Raw genomic sequence first — 17,970 nt, forward strand, 5'->3', positions numbered from 1 at the left:
GCTAGTGCAAGTTGAATTATATATTCAAGATAATTTCCAGCCATCCCCAGGGAGAAATGACAATCCAGAGGATGAGTCAACTTCTGTCACCCTAGAATCTTGGGATAACTGGTTTCAGAATTGGCTAGAAACACTGCAAATAGAAATCCCCCCAGCCTTATCCTACGAAATCGGGCTGAGGTTAACCAATGACAGAGAAATTCAGGAACTAAATTCCCAGTATCGTCATCAGGATAAACCAACGGATGTCCTGGCTTTTGCGGCAATGGAAACCGACTTACCCCAGCTTCCGGATATGATTTCCTTACCTTTGTATCTAGGGGATATTGTCATTTCTATAGATACTGCCAAACGACAGGCAAAACAACAAGAACATTCTTTATCAACAGAATTAGCTTGGTTAGCTGCCCACGGTTTACTACATTTGCTGGGTTGGGATCATCCTGACGAAGCCAGTTTAATGAAAATGCTGCAACAGCAAGTGATATTACTGAAGTCAGTAGGTATTACTATTGACTTAGAATAGCATTGCTTGTTTTGAGTAAAACCAAGAATTATTGTACATATGTGAAGCTTTAATAGCGAATATTTACTAAAGCTATCTGCGTTGAAAATATCCCTTAAGTTTAAGTTTATAAATCTGCCGCTTATAATTATCACTATGTCTCAACAAGTCTCCTCAAAATCTTCTAGCAAAGCCAATAGCAATACCAATAATTTGGAAAAAGCTGTTGACAATAAACGACAGCTATCTTGGCAGGTAGCGAGTAATTTATTTATCAGCTTTAAATACGCATGGTGTGGTATTGCTTATGCTTTTCAAACCCAGCGTAACTTCCGGATTCATGTGGCTGTATTTGTGTTGGCACTAACTTTAAGTTTTGTGTTGCGGTTGCGACCAGTGGAAATTGCCACTATTACCATTACCAGTGGTTTAGTCTTGGCATTAGAATTAATTAATACGGCGATTGAGTCTCTAGTTGATTTAACTGTAAAACAGACCTATCACGATTTAGCGAAAATTGCCAAGGATTGTGCTGCGGGCGCGGTGTTAGTTGCAGCATTCGTCGCGATTATTGTGGCAGCTATTTTGTTACTACCACCCTTGTTTGTCTTCGGGATGTCATTGATACAGTAGGTATATCTGTCACCTGATTTGCGGACAATCAAACACAATAGTATTGTGCAGGATGTGCGAGCATAGCGTAGCGGAAAGGAGTTCTATCGCAGCGAGGAGATGAATATTAGTGCTGATAGTCATTGATAATTACGACAGCTTTACCTACAATTTGGTACAGTATCTGGGGGAATTGGCAGCAGATTTCCCCATAGCGGCAGAAATTCAAGTTTTTCGCAATGATAAAATCTCGATTGAGGAAATTCGCGCTCTTCAACCCGATGGTATTGTAATTTCTCCAGGACCTGGACGACCAGAAGATGCAGGTGTTTCCTTGAATTTAATTGAGAAATTGGGACCGGAGTTACCGATTCTCGGTGTTTGCTTAGGACATCAAAGCATTGGTCAGGTATTTGGTGGGAAAATTGTTTCTGCTCCCGAATTAATGCACGGTAAAACCTCCCCCGTATCCCACACAGGTGTAGGTGTTTTTCGGGGAATCGAGAATCCGATGACCGCAACCCGGTATCATAGTTTGGTGATTGACCGTGACACTTGTCCAGAAGTGTTGGAAATCACTGCTTGGGTTGCAGATGGCACCATCATGGGAGTACGACATCGGAACTATCCTCATATTGAGGGTGTCCAGTTTCACCCAGAGAGTGTCTTAACTAATTCAGGTAAACAGTTATTAAGAAACTTTCTGGAACAGTTACAGTCGAGAGAGTAATTGATGAAACGACGGCAGTTATTGGGCTATGCTGGGGCGGGTTTAGTAACTAGTTTAGTTACAGGTTTGCCGTTCCCAGTGGATGCTAAATCTAGCGCTTCATTATCAATCCAGTGGTTAGGTCATACCTGCTTTCTATTCACTGGTGGTGGTATTAGAGTTTTGGTCAATCCTTTTCGGACTCTTGGTTGTACTGCCAAGTATCGTCCCCCGAAGGTGGCAGCTGATTTAGTCTTAATTAGTAGTCAATTATTAGACGAGGGAGCGGTGGATGGACTACCAGGAAGTCCCAAGTTAATTTATGAACCGGGGGTTTACGAATTTTCGGGAATCAAATTTCAAGGGGTGGCGATCGCCCACGATCGCAAAGGTGGTAGACAGTTTGGGAATAATACAGCTTGGCGATGGCAACAAGCAGGGATTAAGATTGTCCATCTGGGAGGAGCAGCAGCACCGATTTCCATTGAGCAAAAAATTCTCATGGGTAGTCCAGATGTGGCTTTAATTCCCGTAGGTGGAGGTGTAAAAGCTTACAATGCCGCAGAGGCAAAACAAGCAATGCAAGTCCTGAATCCCAAAATTACGATTCCCACCCATTACCGCACAGCAGCAGCAGATACTGCTTGTGATATCTCCCCTGTAGATGATTTTCTGAATTTGATGCAAGGAGTAGCAATTAGTCGCAGCAGTGGTGACAGCATCACCCTGAGTAGCAATAAGTTGCCAGCTAATCCCACGGTACAGACTTTGAGTTATAAGTTTTAAAGATTGGCTGAAATCATTGGCAATATTACCTGTAGAACCCTAATTCCGGTGGAAATTGGGGTTCTTTCAGTAGTGGCGATTTTGATTAATGATTCCCGAACTCTTGGTATTATGTAAAAGCCTGAATATTTATTATTAACACAATCTCCACATTATTCATGTCCGAGTCTCTTACTCCTCCTGCAACTAAACCCCAAAATCCGCATTTCTCTTCAGGTCCCTGTGCAAAACGTCCTGGTTGGTCAGTGACTAATCTGAGTGATGCTTGTGTGGGGCGATCGCACCGTTCGGTTGATGGTAAAGCGAAACTCGCGTCAGTTATTGAATTATCTAAGCAGATTCTTGGTATCCCTGCTGACTATCGTCTCGGTATTGTCCCGGCTTCGGATACGGGAGCGGTGGAGATGGCACTCTGGTCATTGCTAGGAGAACGACCCGTTGATATCTTGGCGTGGGAAAGCTTTGGTCAGGAATGGGTCAAAGATGTTACCGATGAATTGCAACTAGCCAATGTGAATTTGATGAAAGCACCCTACGGCAGCTTACCAGATTTATCGGCGGTGAATTTTGACCATGATGTGGTGTTTCTGTGGAATGGGACAACATCCGGTGTGCGTGTTCCTAATGGAGATTGGATTGCCAGCGATCGCCAAGGTTTAACTATCTGTGATGCTACCTCCGCAGTCTTTGCCATGGATATACCCTGGGATAAATTAGATGTCGTCACCTATTCTTGGCAAAAAGTTCTCGGTGGAGAAGCCCAGCACGGTGTGATTATTCTGTCACCACGGGCAGTGGCACGTTTGGAAAGTTACCAACCACCCCGCCCCCTACCGAAGTTATTCCGGATGGCACAGAAGGGTAAGTTGATTGAGGGAATTTTCAAGGGTGACACAATTAATACACCATCTATGTTATGTGTGGAAGATGCCCTAGATAGTTTGCATTGGGCAGAAAGTATTGGGGGATTGCCAGGTTTAATTGAGCGCAGTCAAGGAAATTTAGCGGCGATCGCCCAATGGGTAGAGCAGAGTGATTGGGCTGATTTCCTCGCAGAAAAGCCGGAAACCCGTTCCTGTACTTCGATTTGCCTGAAAATTACCGATAGCTGGTTTACCACCCTCACCCCCGAACAACAGGCAGATTGTGCCAAGAAAATGACTAAACTCCTGGAAAAGGAAGGGGTTGCCTATGATATCGCTCCCTATCGCTCTGCACCTCCAGGTTTACGGATTTGGGGTGGTGCGACGGTGGAAACTGCAAATATCCAAGCTCTATTACCTTGGTTAGATTGGGCATATGCTAGCGTGAAAGCTACCCTCGCTGTCCCTTCCACTACTGCTTAGAACAAAAATTAGATTCCGATGGAAGTCTGGGAAAGGTAAAAACATCAAATAATTGTAGTGCGGGCATCTTGCCCGCGTGAGCGAAAGGAAATAGTTTATGCCTACCCTTTCCCTGCAAACTTCCCTAGGATTCTGCCTCTGGTTCAATACTGCTCAAGATATTTTTAACTTTGTATTGTAAGTAATATTACAAAACCCCAACTTACTGAGAGCAAGTGGGGGTTGGGATTATTGACTGATTTACCCAGAACTGATGCTATTTTCCAAATTAGGAAGCTACAGGGTCAATACTATTAAACTCTAACTGACAGGCACGAGATACCAACTCTGAGGGTAATTTGTCGAAGCTAACTAAGGGTAAATGCTGGGGATTTTTTAACAATTCCTTAGCCAATAAAAAGCCGGCGATCGTCCAAGTTTGATATTTTCTCGCTTGCTTACCAATTAGTCTTCCTTTCTTACCATCATAGTATTCGGGCCACTCGTCACCACTTAAACGAAACAGAGCGACTTCGATAGCTTTCTCGGCTAAATTCAAACGCTTAGTTTTGACTGCCGCAGCTGCCAGCATCCACATTAAAACGGGCCAGCTACCACCATTATGATAAGACCAAGGAATATTTTTGGGGTCACAACCAGTAACTATTTTATAGTCTTGATTCTCCAGAGCAGGGAAGCAAATTTTCATTGGCATATCCCCAACTAAGTCATCCCAACGCTTCTCAATCAATGTCATAATGGCTTGGGATTGTTCCTCTGTAGCAAGGTCAGAAATAATCGCCATCAGATTTCCCAAGGAGAAAAAGCGGGTGTCTAACTGGGATGGTCCGACATTTCCCGCAAGGAAACCACCTTTGCGAGGTAGCCATTTATCTAGTTCATAGTAGGGCAAGGAATCTGCATAAATATTAAACAGGTTAACAGCTTTCACGCCGTATTCTTCACCCTTAAAGCGATAAATTGCATTCAGACGGTTAATATCTATCCAGTAGTGTTGACGAATATGACCACACAACAAAGGTAGACGTTTATCTATGGCAGTTACTATATCTTGATTTCCTTGACAAATCAGTAATTCCCCTGCGGCACGCATGGCAGCATAGAATAATACTTGAATTTCTAGGGGATGACCGTAAATACCCATACGTCGGTCAATCATACAAGCACCATCGGGAACTAGGAGCGTCGGATACATATCAAACCGATTCGCCAAGCAAAGTTCCATGATTAACCTGATACCATTTTGGAATTCAGGTTGATGTGCGAGGGAAATATCCTTAGTGGCAACCACATAGGCACGTAATAATATTAACCACCAGAGACAAGAATCTACAGGTGTCACCCTGGCGATCGCGTGTTCTCCAAAATCTGCCTCTAGAAATTCTTCACCATTTTCACTGATAACTTTAAAGCTAGCAGGAATTAAACCCCGACCAGGTTTGTAAGCATCTAATGCTTTTTCTTTAGGTTGTAACTTTAACGTTTCTTCTAGGAAGTTACGGACAATATCTGTTCTTCCTTGAATTAAAAAAAGTAAAGCAGAAGAGACAAAATCTCGAATAAAACATTGGTCATAGTTTAGTGATTCTACTGTACTATCAACAGCAGCTAAAGTTCCCACAGGAACTCCGCGATAGTAGAGAATTGATTTATCCAATGCTTCCCAAGCTTCTGTTTCAATTTTGTTATTTGTCACCAAGTCTTCTACTTGCATTGCTAGAATAACTCCTTTAAGTATATGACTTTTGGTAGATGCGCCCTACTTTATTCAGCTATCTTCATCATAACAATTAAATTTTTGTGAATAGCAAAATTATGCTTTTTTCTCACATATAATAATCATCTAATCGTCATAGAGATCACAGTTTTATTAAGATAAATTCCAGCGATTTTTGATGATATTTTTCACCTGATATTTAGAGATAAATACAATTACTGATTTTTCTCGTATCAAATATCTTTTGAGGTGAAGATGATTTTATTTAACAGTCTGATTTTTTCTGGAGCCAACAAGTATATATTTTCACAAATATTCTTGCCTTAAGTATTTTGACACGGTATTGTATCAGTAATTTTACTTAAGCACAGTATGATTACAAAGACTGTAAAATGTATTGTCACCTAACTGCGATCGGAATTTCTGACGATTTCCCAGAATATGCAACTAAGTTTTGCTTTTTCCTCATACATCTGTGAAAACTACATTCTAGCTTAGGTAATATTTCTCAAAGATGCAATTTACAAAACCATCCCTGAGAGAGTTTTTATAAATAGAAGATTAAATTCTCTCGGATGGGTGATTGCTTGGGAGTTACAGTCATAAATCCCTATGCTGTGTTACTCGGCGTGAAGAGAGTTTATAATCAACGTTAAATATGTGAACAGCGAGGAGTGAGCAGTTGTCTTCCTCCTAATCTACCTGTGACATATTCCCCTGATTGACTACATCTTTTGTGTGAGGTCATAACGCAGCAGTAGAATTAGATACTGGTTATACTCGTTTGAGTGACAAGCATCACGGAATTATCCTATAAGCTTTTATACTTTTAATTGAAACATCAACTTTTTCTTTGATTGAGACTAAGTTGAGGTTTATCACAATCTTTGTGAACTGGAAAAATATTTGTGATAGTTGATAATATTCGCATTGAGAAAAAATCAAGATTATGTTAAAAGCTTTGCAAGTGACAAATAGTCCTTCATCTGAACATATGTTGCACCTCTGGGTACAGCGTTATCGGGTGGACTTTGCCCCCTTAGCACGACAAGAAGATGCATCCTATTTATTATTGCAAGCCGCGTCAGTTGAAGGTAGAAGTTTGACGGTTAATAAATTTCAAGATAGTGTCTTAAATATTATTTGTCAAATGGCATGGATTCAGACTGGCAAGCTGTATAATTATATTTCCAATATCATAGATTTACAGGAAGCTAGAAGAATCACTCACTTTACTTTTAGAATTTATAAAAAGCTTCTAGATTGTTATCAAAAGCAAGCATTAAATTCTCATAAAACAGATAATGGCATCAATTGGGGAATTACGGCGATCGCTGACCTTGCCTATGCTCTAGAACCTATACTTATCGTTTTTCAAGAGCAACATTTAGTATCAAAAGATTGGCGCTGTCTAGGGTTTATGACAACCCAACTAAACTTTACAAATCAACTCATCATCAGTAAATTATCTCCGGTTGAAGCTGTATTATTAAAACCCTATCTAGATTTTGTGGAAGAGCAAGTTGCTATCCCCTGGCAACGTGTTTGCTCTGCGGCATCTCAGTATGAAGTGATGACACCAAAATTGAGATTAGCTCAAGAAATTATGTCTCATGCATCCGCAAATGCTCTGGTTATTTATCAGCAGCTTGTACAACTTTTACCCCACCATCAAAGTCGTAGAGGCTACTTAACAAATCCGGATATTTATCATTCCTGCTTGCGTGATTTAAATATGTTTCAAGCATATATATGTTTATGCTTATTAGAAGGGAGTCTCAAGCCTATCCAGGAAGAATTAGTACCCCTATGTACCATGGTTATGGAAAGCTTAGAAATTAAATGGGAAATGATAGAAATTTGGTGTCAATTATTGGCTCAGGAATTGCAGAGAAAAGTCAGTTCTGAGTATTTAGATTTACTACAACCCTATACTCAAGGAATGTGGCAATTATTTTTTCAACAGCGCTCACGTTTAGGATATTGATAAGGGTATTTATCTGCTACACCCTGGCAGCACTTACCTCAAATTTCCAAGCCCATGTCAAATAAATTACCCAACCTGCAAATACAACGACAGTAGCCATTTCACCAAAGGAAATTCCCACCATTCGACTCTTCAAGTCATCCCATCAACAACTGTGAGGTTTATTTGGTGCTAATCTCTGAGATATTGTGAGAGAAAGCCTCTACGTTATTTACAGACGCAATTTTAATGACTTCGGTAGAATTTCCCAAACACAAAAAAGCCAAAGCCCTCAAACCTGGTAGTCGTCGCCCTGCCAAGGAATTATGCAGTGAATGTGGATTATGTGATACATATTATGTTCACTATGTCAAGGAAGCTTGTGCATTTATTAATCAACAGTTTGATAATCTGGAAACCCAAACCCACCAACGCACCCGCGATTTAGACAACCCAGACGAGCTATATTTCGGTGTTCATCAAGAAATGATGGCAGCACGGAAAAAAGAACCGATTCCCGGCGCACAATGGACAGGTATCGTCAGTTCCTTGGCAATTGAGATGCTAAATCGGGGTATGGTAGAAGGGGTGGTATGCGTGCAAAATACCAAGGAAGATAGATTTCAACCCATGCCCGTCATTGCTCGTACCCCGGAAGAAATACTGGCAGCACGGGTAAATAAGCCAACCCTCTCCCCCAATCTTTCGATTCTCGAACAGATAGAAGAGTCGGGAATGAAACGCCTTTTAGTGATTGGTGTTGGTTGTCAAATTCAAGCTTTACGAGCAGTAGAAAAGCAATTGGGATTAGAAAAACTCTATGTTCTGGGTACTCCCTGCGTAGATAATGTTACCCGTGCTGGCTTACAAAAATTCCTCGATACCACTAGCCGATCGCCAGACACCGTTGTCTATTACGAATTCATGCAAGATTTTCGTGTCCATTTCAAACATGAAGATGGTTCGGTGGAATTGGTTCCTTTCTTCGGTTTGAATACTAAGGAACTCAAGGATGTATTTGCCCCTTCCTGTATGAGTTGCTTTGACTACGTTAATTCCTTAGCTGATATTGTTGTCGGGTACATGGGCGCTCCCTTCGGTTGGCAGTGGATTATGGTGCGTAATGATACAGGGAAGGAGATGTTGGAATTAATCAAAGACCAAATCAATACCCAACCTGTGATGTCCCAGGGAGACAGAAAAGCTGCGGTGCAACAAAGTATACCTGCCTATGATAAAGGTGTCACCCTGCCAATGTGGGCGGCAAAACTCATGGGGGTAGTGATTGAGAAAATTGGTCCCAAGGGTTTAGAATATGCGCGATTTTCCATAGATTCTCATTTCACCCGCAATTATTTATACGTAAAACGTAATTACCCGGAAAAACTGGCGGCGCATGTTCCCGAATTTGCCAAGCGGATTGTGCGGCAGTATAAATTACCAGATTAGGATTCTGATAAAGCTGTTGGCGATCGCATTGATATTGTAGTGTGGACATCTTGCCCATTTCCTAAAATTAGGGAGCGAGACGCTTCCACTACATATTTTTTACCCATCACAAATTATGCAATAGTTATGGGTGATTGGTTTTTCCTGTTGGCGATCGCCCCATTTATTCATTACTCAGTACCAGGGAGTTAACTAGGGATAACAGGGGACCTAATTGTTCTTGCCCATTCACAGCTAAGTCACTATGACAGAGATATATCCTTTCTGATACCCGTGGAAGTAAGTCGGCGATAATTGTTTCCAGGCGCTGTTGTTCTAATCTTTGTTCATCTTCCACTGTCCAGGGTTTCCCCAGTCGATGACGCAGGAAAAAAGGAGCGCCAAACAGGGTTGCAGCACCTCCCTTTGCCCAGAGGGGGGAACCGACATCCAGCCAGAAGTGCCAACGGTGGGAGCGTCTACTAGAGCGGTATTGAAAGATGGTTGCCAAGGTGACAGTGTTGCGGTTTTTCCCCAGGGGTAGCATGGGGTAGGGGTTAGCGGTGACGGTTCCCCGACGTAGAAGCTGGATAAATTCCCTTAATGTTTCCTTGGTAGATGGGTGGGCGAATTGTCGCAGTCTGGTATCAATTTCCCAGTAATGTTGGGCAGTTTCCAGTAATTCCCGTAGGGCGGCAAGTTGCTCATAGGCTAAATTACTACCGTTCCAAATAAAGCGCTGAATTGCTGAGTTGAGAACAACGATGGGGTTAGCGAGTAACCTTTGTTCTTGTTGTTTACGGATATCTTCCAACCATAAAAGAATTTGGCTGTAGGTGGTGCTGGCTGTGTAACCGAGGCGATCCCAACGTTCAAAGGCAGTTACAGGTAGAAGGTGAGGATGTTCGGGATGGGGTTTAAAACAGTAATCAGCGATTAAACCTGCTCTGACGGGATCGATGCGTAAACGGGAGGTTTCCCCCTCTGTCTCACTTCCCCCTAAGACTACCAACATCTCAGCTACGGTATCCCGGTCGAGAAGACGACCTAAACCGGGGTAAATTAAGGATAGGAGGGTAAGTAAAGCTCGAATCACGGGGGAGGTGATCAGGGGACGTTGGTCATTGAGGGATTCCAGGGTGATACCTTGTTTACTGAGGATTTCTGTCAGGGTATAGCGGGCGATCGCGTCCAAACCTGGAGCAATAATCACTATATCCTGGGGGGCTACCTGTTGGGTATTTACCCCATGGGCGATCGCCTCGGCTGTTTGCCGTAATAATTGCGCGCGGGATGTCTCTTGAATCGATTTCACCAAATCTGGGGGCAAAATTGATGTCGTAAATGATTCCCGCATTAACTCTAGGATGGGTACTGTCAATCTCCTAGCCAAGCTATTCCCAGGGGCTGGTGGTAAAATCTCCCTAGGGCAACGGCTTCCTAAACCTTCTAAGTAATTGGGATCAGCTCCCAATCCCAAACGCACTACCCCTTCAGGATTAAAGCTAAATATTCCCACCCCACCCCGCTCAAGAAGCAGCTCTAACAAGTCTCTAGTCACCGCCGGATAATCTTGTACATCATCGGCAACTACACCCTGATATCGTCGCAGCAGACTCTCCTGATACTGGGTATTTTTTAAGAGATTTTGATAATACAACTCAGTAATTATCCCGTAGCTGAGAAATCCCCTTTCTAAGCACCAAGTTCGCCAACCTAGGAGTAAATCAACCAAAAACTCTGGCTCTAAATTGGGGTTGTCTTCATCCTGGGGTAAAGCAGTTGTTAAAATTTTCCCAATCTCATCCCCAGCTGTGCCACTATAGGCAGCTAGTTGAAATAAATCTAATATCCTGCGGACTAACCGTGACTCATTCACTCCTGCCCGTCGCAGGATATCATCATCTAAGTGGGGATGCCAAAGCTCAGTAGCCAATTCTTGCTCTGTTTCTGGACGTAAACGTACAGGGAACTGGGCTTTTAAAGATAATAACTCGACTAAAAGGGGCCAAAATAAAATGACTTCATCCTGAAAAAATCCTAGGGGAGTTTTACATCTAGCTGGATATTTACCAGTACCTGCGGTGACAATTCGATCAGCGAGTTCTCGTCGATTATCATCATTGGCTGCCAAAACTAGCAAACTGAGTTCTGTATGCTCTATTTGTAAGTGATGGGATGGAGGTTGTGTAAATTTCTCTGAGACAATATTTGGTTGTGAAGTGTTTATTCGATAGAATGATTGATGATTTTGCCCGACCTTGATTAAGTTGGTGATCTCTTGCACTAAGCGAGTAGTTTTACCACTATGGCTAGAGCCAACAATCCAAAGAGAATGACAATACACAGCTGTCTCCTCGTGAATTTGTTAAGATACTTCGTAAATTAAGTTTAGGTAAAAAATACCCCCTAAGGCTGGATGCTTGCCTGCAATGAATAATTTGGGATTTGGTCAGAAAATTTACTCATTCCTGGTGTCTGCTTATAAATGGTACCTATGGACACCTGAACGTTCTGTAGAAGCAGCTTATCAAGCAGCATTAAAAATCAAAGCTTTAGAAGATGAGCATTTCCAGGGGAATCAGATTAGTTTCGAGAATACGAGTTACAGTAGTAGTATATTAGATTATTTTGAGACAGATTTACAAAAGCATTTGAAGACGGTGAGAATGCGATTGACAGAGTTTCAATCTAGCCGTTTTTTTCTCAACGAATCTAATCAGGAAACCGCAGCTAAATATGGTGTACAGTACTCCTCAGAAGCGGTGATTTTAGAAAAGCTGAAAATAATTGATGACATCACAGCGAAATATACAAGGCTAAAGATCGATGATATTTCTGAGCCTCAAATAAAGAAAAATAGTCAGGCGATAGTCCCTTTAAATAATAACATTAAACAGGCGAATAATAAAGATATCAGTAAAGCGAATACAACGGGTGTACTACCGCGTTCTATTTTTAATACTTTCAGTCGTCTGCAAATAGAATTAGACCCCAAGTCAGAGGAAGATATTGTCAGAAATTTTCGCAAGTCCCAACGACGCACCTTAATTTCTGTGAGATTTCTGCTGTTATTAATTATCGTTCCGACTCTGACTCACCAGATATCGAAAACTTTTCTTGTGGGTCCGATAATTAATCATGTGAGACATTCGGAACAGGTGTCAATATTTATCAATCAGGAGATGGAAGAGGAAGCACTAGAAGAGCTACAAAGATTTGAAGAAAGAATCAAGTTTGAAAATATTATTGGCATGTTAGCACCGATTTCTCCAGAACAGATGGAGGTGAAAGTGAAGGAGAAAGCTGAGGAGATTGCTACGGAATATAGAAGGGAAAGTGCCAACGCGATTAAAAATGTGTTTGCGGATATTTGTTCGGTGATTGCTTTTGTAATTCTCCTCATTGCCAGTAAGCGGGAGATTGTCATCCTCAAGGATTTCTTTGACCATATTGTGTATGGTTTAAGTGATAGTGCCAAAGCATTTATTATTATATTATTTACAGATGTGTTCGTAGGTTTTCACTCTCCCCATGGTTGGGAGGTAATTCTTGAAGGGTTATCTCGTCATTGGGGATTGCCAGCAAATCATGATTTTATTTTCTTATTTATTGCGACTTTCCCCGTAATTCTCGATACAATTTTCAAATATTGGATTTTCCGCTATTTAAATCGGATTTCACCCTCCGCAGTCGCCACATATCACAACATGAATGAGTAACTATGAAACTACTACAAAAAACTCTTAGAAGTAGTTTAGTTGCTTTTCCCTTAGCATTTGTGATCGTGATTGCCCTAGGGCAAAAATTCAGCAATAGAGAATTAAGTCCAGTACAATGTCAATTGCGACGTTGGTATATCCCGACATCTATAGAAAAAAAGCCGAATCTTCCCTTAGTCAATTTAACAAAATCACCCTTTCCCTGTTGTGCGGGGGATAATTCTTGTTTTGATCAGCAGTTATGGGGAGAAAATCAGCAAGGTGCAGACAAAAAAGCTTTATTAATTTCCTTAGAACAGAGTTTAAAGTATTTACAAACAGATAGAGCTGGCAAAACCTATGCAAATTACCCTATCAAAGAAATTACCCGACAGCGTGTCATTAATAGCTTAACCAGATTTCGTCAATTATTAATCAAATCCAAATCTGCGGCAGAATTAAACGCTGCTGTCAGTCGAGAATTTGTATTCTATCAATCTGTAGGTAAGGATAATCAAGGTACAGTTTTATTTACTGCTTATTACGAACCCCTATACCTTGCTAGTCGTGTACCAACTCAGGAATTTCGCTATCCGATTTATCGTGTTCCTCAGGATTTTAAATCTTGGCAACGACCACACCCAACTCGTTTAGAATTAGAAGGTGCCGACGCTTTGCAAGCTAGTCAGGGAAAATTACGAGGTACAGAATTATTTTGGTTGCGCGATCGCCTGGAAGCTTATATGATTCATATCCAGGGTTCCGCACGTTTACAGCTCACCGATGGTACCCAGACTACCGTCGGTTATGCAGCTAGTACAGCCTATAATTATCGAAGTATTGGGCGAGAATTGGGCAATGATGGTAAGTTACCCCTAGGGATGATTACTATGCCCCTAATTATCGAATATTTTCAAAAACATCCCCAGGATTTAAATATTTATATCCCCCGCGATCGCAGTTTTGTCTTTTTCCAAGAAAATTACGGCAACCCCGCAACAGGTTCTATTAGCGTTCCATTAACTAGCGATCGCTCCATCGCTACAGATAAGTCTCTCATGCCTCCCGGCGCTTTGGCTCTCATCCGCGCAAATTTTCCCTTTTCCCTACCCCAGGGAGCAATGGAACATCGGGTTGTCAGTCGCTACGTTTTAGACCAAGATACAGGGGGAGCAATTAAGGGAGCAGGTAGGGTAGATTACTTTGTCGGTACAGGAAAAATTGCTGGCGATCGCGCTGGTGTTACAGTCAGCAATGGACAGTTATACTATCTACTACTGAAGTAACCAGGTTCTCTGAGTCTCTGCTCAACTTATTCAGTTTATCCACGGAAAAATCTTTACAAGAAATTAATAATTCTCATAGAAAATTTACGGTGATTTGAAATTATCTAGATTAAACAGTTATAAGATTAGAACTAGTTAGTTATACCCTTAATAACAAACTATTCATCACTGATATGTAAAATTATCCTTGCACACCATGTTCACAGTCGCAGACTCTAAAAACTGGCTAGAAGCAAGCCGTTATAGTAGTCGAGGGAGTGCGTACCTATTCGCTCCAATGGTCAACTTCAACATTATGGCTGAAGTTGGTGACGCACCGCCCTAGTGTGCAAGTATTTAATTAAGATTTAACAAGTAATTTCCTATTTCTGGTAGTAGTACAATTTAGTTCTGCACCTTGATATTGCATAGATAAACCTTGTCCATAATCAAAAGTGGAGTTTTGTCATTGCGCCCTAAGGAAGCAATATCTGGAGTTACAAAGTTCTCAAAATAGAAGAGATTTAGATTTCCATCAGTTAATAGCTTATAGATAAGTATATCTCTGGTTCCATCGAGGGAATCAGACTTTATCTTCCTTGCCGCAGGATAACACACCACGAAATCAGTCATCAAGTTATCAGCCAAACTAGATAACTTATCACTGCTGACAGATGGAGACTCTACATTTCCGAAAATAGAATCAGTTTATTTTGCTTATAAATGCTACGAAAAACTGTGAGCAAATAATCCTGACAACATACAAAAATTACCAGTTAAAATATAATTGGACATGCGTCATCAAACAACTATTCTCCACAAAATAAAACGTTTAACAGAGGTTTTATTAACTAACTTATTGGGTGAAATTCCAGCTATTTTCATGGGGACAATAATTAGAAATATTGCCTATAAATTTATTTTTCCCCAGGTTGGCAAAATAGTTTATATCCAAAATGGAGTAGAATTTTTAGGTTGTCGTTGCATTCGACTAGGGAATTATGTGCGTGTCCATCGAGGAACACATATTAATGCTACTGGTCATCAAGATAATCTGATTGACTTCGCAGATGGTGTACAATTACAGCAAGGTGTGAATATCAAAGCTTTAAATAATACTCGCATATTTATAGATGAAGATACCTATCTTGGTTCCTATGTTTGTCTGGCTGGACCAGGAAATATCACCATTGGTAAATACTGTTTAATTGCAGCTAATTCTGGCATATTTGCAAATAATCATATCTTCACCGACCCCACAAAAACTATCGATTCCCAAGGAGTGACTCGCGCAGGAATTGTAATTGAAGATGACTGTTGGTTAGGACATGGAGTCACCGTCTTAGATGGAGTCACTATTGGTAAGGGAAGTGTGATTGGTGCAGGTTCTGTTGTGACTAAAAATATCCCTCCCTATTCGGTTGCAGTTGGTGTACCTGCGCGAGTTATTAGAAGTCGTAATAGCAATGAAGTAGTCAAGTTAGATATCAACTCAGTGGCAAGTGAATCTCAATACTTTTGATGAATTTCTCAAGGAATATTGGGCATTTGCATATATATTTGACAAGGCAAAAAAATGAATCCAAATAGTCTTGATTTAACGAATTTCAGTGAATGGACGGAATGGCATTTAACACCGAGGGGATGGGAACGAGGAAGTACAAAAGATGCAAGTTCTATAAGTATGACTGATGTGGCAATTCCTAGAGATAGAGTTATCACTTGCATATATTACGAGAGTGTGAACGTGAATTCTATTTGGATACAAAAACGTGTGAGTGAGGTGTGGCGAAATTCTGATGTGAATTTAGTAACAGCAATGCTAGATAAATTTGGTAATTGTCCTGAGTCTATGTAACTTTGATACAGATTCTAGTAGGGATATTTGGTGAGAGAACAACTCGATAGACTATCTATTCTTTCATGCACCAATCAGCATCTATGCCATGAGGTTTATTCCCATGTTTATCAATATCAGTGGAAATTGAAATCATGAATCAAATACCAGAAACATCACCCAAAAGATTACGATTACATTATTTAGATGGGTTAAGGGGAATCGCTGCTCTGTATGTTGTCCTTGTTCATATAGAACCAGAAATAGCCGGGAAATCATCACAGTTCTGGCTAGTTTTTGATAAAATTCTCAGATATGGAGCCTTTTCAGTAGTTATTTTCATTGTTTTATCTGGCTATGTCTTAATGTTGCCAGTATCCCGTTCTCAAGATGGTCATATCTCTGGGACTTTAGTTGATTATATTAAACGGCGATCGCGGCGCATCTTACCACCCTATTATGCTGCCCTATTTCTTTCCTTACTCCTAGCATTTATCATCCTCGGTTTAGAACAATTTACCAGCTTTAAATGGGACGAAATTGCCGGAAAAGGAGCATTTTCCCCTCGCTTCACATTCATTGATGTCATTTCCCACCTCTTCCTAGTTCATAACCTCAGTTCCACTACCCACATGACAATCAACCCACCGATGTGGAGTGTGGCAACCGAGTGGCAGATGTATTTCATCTTTCCCTTTGTTCTCTTACCAATTTGGCGACGTTTTGGTTTAATTAGAACAGTCATCGCTGCATTTGTCATCGGTTTAGCACCGGTATACCTATTTAATGGATTACTAGAATCCGCTTCACCTTGGTTTTTAGGTATCTTTGCTCTCGGAATGGTAGCATCGGAAATCGGATTTTCTCAAAAACCACAATTAGTCAGTATGAGGAAACACCTACCCTGGGGGTGGTTAACTATTACCATGACAATAGTTGGTTTTCTTACAGAGTGGCAGAAATTTGCTTTACCCATTTGGATTGGTCAAAGTTTTTTGGGTGCAGCTGGTGGTTGTCTATTTATTTACTGCACCAAGATAATAGTGGAAGGTAAAAAACAGCCATTTCTATTGCAGCTACTAGAACATCCTCAGATAGTTACCCTCGGTACGATTTCCTATAGCTTATACCTCACCCATGGTCCCGTTTTAGTATTACTCCGCTACTGGTTGTTTCACCTGAATTTATCTGCGGATGTGTTCGCTATCCTATCCTTTACTTTAGGTGTCTTTGTCTCCCTATTAGTTGCCTATCCCTTCCATGTACTATTTGAGCGCCCTTTCATGTCTGCGTTCATCAAAAAAAGCTAAGAGCGCCATAAATCGTCAACAGAGACGAAATTATAACCTTGTTGCAACAGACGTGGGATAAGGATTTCCGCAGTTGCAGCAACATCTTGTCCACCAAACATTCCATCGTGCAAAACTATCAAAGAACCACCTGTAACTTGCTGCATCACCCGATTCACAGCCACCTCAACCCCCGGACGTACCCAGTCTTCCGGAACTACACTCCACATCACAGGTCGATAGTTCCACTCATTTAGAAGTTTCAGAGTCTGGGGAGTAAATAATCCGTTGGGTGGACGCACATCTCTGACTTGAGAAGGGTGCAAATTGCAACTATGATAGATAGCTTCCTGGGTTCTGAGTAAGCTTTCCTGTAATTCCTGGGAAGAGAGCAAGGGAAAATTCTGATGATCGTAACCGTGTAATCCAATCCAATGTTGGCGATCGCTCACCTCCCGCGCAATTTCTGGATAACGTTGCACCCATAACCCTAACCAAAAAAAACTAGCTGTGACTTGATATTTATCTAATACCTGCAATAGTTGTGCTGTGTATTGCGGATGGGGACCATCATCAAAAGACAAGGCAATATCACAGGAATTCCGATTCCCACCCCACAGACACCCCGGAAAAGTCGGAGCCAGCAAACGATAAATTATTGGATATGCCGAGGCAAACTGGATTTTCATCATATATTTCAGTTATCAGATTTTTTCTTTCCCCTCAAAATATTAGCTCTAAGCATTGCTATCACTAGATTTACGCGATTTCTCAGGTGATTTTTTTTACGATAATTGTAAAGAAATGTA

At 41.2% G+C, this 17,970-nt stretch carries 15 protein-coding genes; 12 read left to right on the plus strand and 3 right to left on the minus strand.

The genetic code is table 11. The annotated features are described in order from the left end of the window. The first annotated feature begins 4 nt into the window (after positions 1–4). The 5 genes from ybeY (at position 5) to IJ00_RS05050 (ending at position 3,958) form a co-directional block, all read left to right on the plus strand. Complete coding sequence (gene ybeY / locus IJ00_RS05030; RefSeq protein WP_035150660.1) at positions 5–526, plus strand: rRNA maturation RNase YbeY; 522 nt, start codon at positions 5–7, stop codon at positions 524–526. Between the two features lie 135 nt (positions 527–661). Further along, on the plus strand, positions 662–1,138 hold the full coding sequence (locus tag IJ00_RS05035; protein WP_035150662.1) for a diacylglycerol kinase family protein: 477 nt from the start codon (positions 662–664) through the stop codon (positions 1,136–1,138). Between the two features lie 109 nt (positions 1,139–1,247). After that, positions 1,248–1,847: an aminodeoxychorismate/anthranilate synthase component II gene (locus tag IJ00_RS05040; RefSeq protein WP_035150664.1), complete on the plus strand. Its 600-nt coding sequence runs from the start codon at positions 1,248–1,250 to the stop codon at positions 1,845–1,847. Between the two features lie 3 nt (positions 1,848–1,850). Then, positions 1,851–2,612, plus strand: a complete 762-nt coding sequence (locus IJ00_RS05045) for an MBL fold metallo-hydrolase (RefSeq protein WP_035150666.1) — start codon at positions 1,851–1,853, stop codon at positions 2,610–2,612. Between the two features lie 158 nt (positions 2,613–2,770). Continuing rightward, positions 2,771–3,958, plus strand: a complete 1,188-nt coding sequence (locus tag IJ00_RS05050) for a phosphoserine transaminase (RefSeq protein ID WP_035150667.1) — start codon at positions 2,771–2,773, stop codon at positions 3,956–3,958. A 268-nt stretch (positions 3,959–4,226) separates the two neighbouring features. Here IJ00_RS05050 and IJ00_RS05055 read toward each other — a convergent pair whose 3' ends face one another. Further along, positions 4,227–5,672 (minus strand): glycoside hydrolase 100 family protein, encoded by a 1,446-nt coding sequence (locus IJ00_RS05055; RefSeq protein WP_035150669.1) that lies wholly within the window; start codon positions 5,670–5,672, stop codon positions 4,227–4,229. A gap of 952 nt (positions 5,673–6,624) precedes the next feature. Here IJ00_RS05055 and IJ00_RS05060 point away from each other — a divergent pair. Both IJ00_RS05060 and IJ00_RS05065 read left to right on the plus strand, forming a co-directional pair. Continuing rightward, complete coding sequence (locus IJ00_RS05060; RefSeq protein ID WP_035150671.1) at positions 6,625–7,662, plus strand: hypothetical protein; 1,038 nt, start codon at positions 6,625–6,627, stop codon at positions 7,660–7,662. 228 nt (positions 7,663–7,890) lie between these two features. Continuing rightward, positions 7,891–9,090, plus strand: a complete 1,200-nt coding sequence (locus IJ00_RS05065) for a Coenzyme F420 hydrogenase/dehydrogenase, beta subunit C-terminal domain (protein WP_035150673.1) — start codon at positions 7,891–7,893, stop codon at positions 9,088–9,090. A gap of 163 nt (positions 9,091–9,253) precedes the next feature. Here the strand turns inward: IJ00_RS05065 and IJ00_RS05070 are convergent, their stop codons facing one another. Further along, positions 9,254–11,416: a hypothetical protein gene (locus IJ00_RS05070; RefSeq protein ID WP_035150675.1), complete on the minus strand. Its 2,163-nt coding sequence runs from the start codon at positions 11,414–11,416 to the stop codon at positions 9,254–9,256. A gap of 85 nt (positions 11,417–11,501) precedes the next feature. Between IJ00_RS05070 and IJ00_RS05075 the strand changes: the two genes are divergently transcribed. The 5 genes from IJ00_RS05075 (at position 11,502) to IJ00_RS05100 (ending at position 17,182) form a co-directional block, all read left to right on the plus strand. Beyond that, the gene (locus IJ00_RS05075; protein WP_035150677.1) at positions 11,502–12,791 is read left to right on the plus strand and encodes a proton extrusion protein PcxA; all 1,290 of its coding nucleotides are present in this window, start codon (positions 11,502–11,504) and stop codon (positions 12,789–12,791) included. Positions 12,792–12,793: 2 nt separating this feature from the next. After that, positions 12,794–14,056, plus strand: a complete 1,263-nt coding sequence (locus tag IJ00_RS05080; protein ID WP_144415987.1) for a murein transglycosylase A — start codon at positions 12,794–12,796, stop codon at positions 14,054–14,056. Positions 14,057–14,828: 772 nt separating this feature from the next. Then, positions 14,829–15,557 carry a DapH/DapD/GlmU-related protein gene (locus IJ00_RS05090; protein ID WP_035150681.1) on the plus strand — a complete coding sequence of 243 codons (729 nt, stop codon included), beginning with the start codon at positions 14,829–14,831 and terminating at the stop codon, positions 15,555–15,557. A 54-nt stretch (positions 15,558–15,611) separates the two neighbouring features. Further along, positions 15,612–15,893: a hypothetical protein gene (locus IJ00_RS05095; protein WP_052754388.1), complete on the plus strand. Its 282-nt coding sequence runs from the start codon at positions 15,612–15,614 to the stop codon at positions 15,891–15,893. A gap of 134 nt (positions 15,894–16,027) precedes the next feature. Then, positions 16,028–17,182, plus strand: coding sequence for an acyltransferase (locus tag IJ00_RS05100; protein WP_035150682.1), 1,155 nt, complete (start codon positions 16,028–16,030; stop codon positions 17,180–17,182). Here the strand turns inward: IJ00_RS05100 and IJ00_RS05105 are convergent. After that, positions 17,179–17,853: a polysaccharide deacetylase family protein gene (locus IJ00_RS05105; protein WP_371259637.1), complete on the minus strand. Its 675-nt coding sequence runs from the start codon at positions 17,851–17,853 to the stop codon at positions 17,179–17,181. The genes IJ00_RS05100 and IJ00_RS05105 overlap by 4 nt on opposite strands. Between the last annotated feature and the right edge of the window lie 117 nt (positions 17,854–17,970).

Origin of the sequence: Calothrix sp. 336/3, assembly GCF_000734895.2 — a bacterium.
GTDB lineage: Bacteria > Cyanobacteriota > Cyanobacteriia > Cyanobacteriales > Nostocaceae > 336-3.

Excerpts from the sequence above, each read along its gene's own strand:
- IJ00_RS05035 (WP_035150662.1), top strand. The coding sequence starts at position 662 with ATGTCTCAACAAGTCTCCTCAAAATCTTCTAGCAAAGCCAATAGCAAT.
- IJ00_RS05045 (WP_035150666.1), top strand. The coding sequence starts at position 1,851 with ATGAAACGACGGCAGTTATTGGGCTATGCTGGGGCGGGTTTAGTAACT.
- IJ00_RS05050 (WP_035150667.1), top strand. The coding sequence starts at position 2,771 with ATGTCCGAGTCTCTTACTCCTCCTGCAACTAAACCCCAAAATCCGCAT.
- IJ00_RS05055 (WP_035150669.1), bottom strand. The coding sequence starts at position 5,672 with ATGCAAGTAGAAGACTTGGTGACAAATAACAAAATTGAAACAGAAGCT.
- IJ00_RS05060 (WP_035150671.1), top strand. The coding sequence starts at position 6,625 with ATGTTAAAAGCTTTGCAAGTGACAAATAGTCCTTCATCTGAACATATG.
- IJ00_RS05065 (WP_035150673.1), top strand. The coding sequence starts at position 7,891 with ATGACTTCGGTAGAATTTCCCAAACACAAAAAAGCCAAAGCCCTCAAA.
- IJ00_RS05075 (WP_035150677.1), top strand. The coding sequence starts at position 11,502 with ATGAATAATTTGGGATTTGGTCAGAAAATTTACTCATTCCTGGTGTCT.
- IJ00_RS05080 (WP_144415987.1), top strand. The coding sequence starts at position 12,794 with ATGAAACTACTACAAAAAACTCTTAGAAGTAGTTTAGTTGCTTTTCCC.
- IJ00_RS05090 (WP_035150681.1), top strand. The coding sequence starts at position 14,829 with ATGCGTCATCAAACAACTATTCTCCACAAAATAAAACGTTTAACAGAG.
- IJ00_RS05095 (WP_052754388.1), top strand. The coding sequence starts at position 15,612 with ATGAATCCAAATAGTCTTGATTTAACGAATTTCAGTGAATGGACGGAA.
- IJ00_RS05100 (WP_035150682.1), top strand. The coding sequence starts at position 16,028 with ATGAATCAAATACCAGAAACATCACCCAAAAGATTACGATTACATTAT.
- IJ00_RS05105 (WP_371259637.1), bottom strand. The coding sequence starts at position 17,853 with ATGATGAAAATCCAGTTTGCCTCGGCATATCCAATAATTTATCGTTTG.